This window comes from Isoptericola hypogeus (assembly GCF_039531145.1).
GTDB classification, from domain to species: Bacteria; Actinomycetota; Actinomycetes; order Actinomycetales; family Cellulomonadaceae; genus Isoptericola; species Isoptericola hypogeus.
In genome coordinates, this window is record NZ_BAAAPM010000016.1 from 1 (window position 1) to 843 (window position 843).

Below are 843 nucleotides of genomic sequence, written 5' to 3' on the forward strand. Positions count from 1 at the left end.
CAAGCGTTGTCCGGAATTATTGGGCGTAAAGAGCTCGTAGGCGGTCTGTCGCGTCTGGTGTGAAATCCCGAGGCTCAACCTCGGGCTTGCATCGGGTACGGGCAGACTAGAGTGCGGTAGGGGAGACTGGAATTCCTGGTGTAGCGGTGGAATGCGCAGATATCAGGAGGAACACCGATGGCGAAGGCAGGTCTCTGGGCCGCAACTGACGCTGAGGAGCGAAAGCATGGGGAGCGAACAGGATTAGATACCCTGGTAGTCCATGCCGTAAACGTTGGGCACTAGGTGTGGGGCTCATTCCACGAGTTCCGTGCCGCAGCTAACGCATTAAGTGCCCCGCCTGGGGAGTACGGCCGCAAGGCTAAAACTCAAAGGAATTGACGGGGGCCCGCACAAGCGGCGGAGCATGCGGATTAATTCGATGCAACGCGAAGAACCTTACCAAGGCTTGACATGCACCGGAAACACTCAGAGATGGGTGCCCCGCAAGGTCGGTGCACAGGTGGTGCATGGTTGTCGTCAGCTCGTGTCGTGAGATGTTGGGTTAAGTCCCGCAACGAGCGCAACCCTCGTCCCATGTTGCCAGCGGGTTATGCCGGGGACTCATGGGAGACTGCCGGGGTCAACTCGGAGGAAGGTGGGGATGACGTCAAATCATCATGCCCCTTATGTCTTGGGCTTCACGCATGCTACAATGGCCGGTACAGAGGGCTGCGATACCGTAAGGTGGAGCGAATCCCAAAAAGCCGGTCTCAGTTCGGATTGGGGTCTGCAACTCGACCCCATGAAGTCGGAGTCGCTAGTAATCGCAGATCAGCAACGCTGCGGTGAATACGTTCCCGG

The 843-nt window shown here is 57.9% G+C and carries 1 rRNA gene; it reads left to right on the top strand.

The features are described from left to right. Window positions 1-843 (top strand): 16S ribosomal RNA (locus tag ABD254_RS21220); the annotation flags it as partial.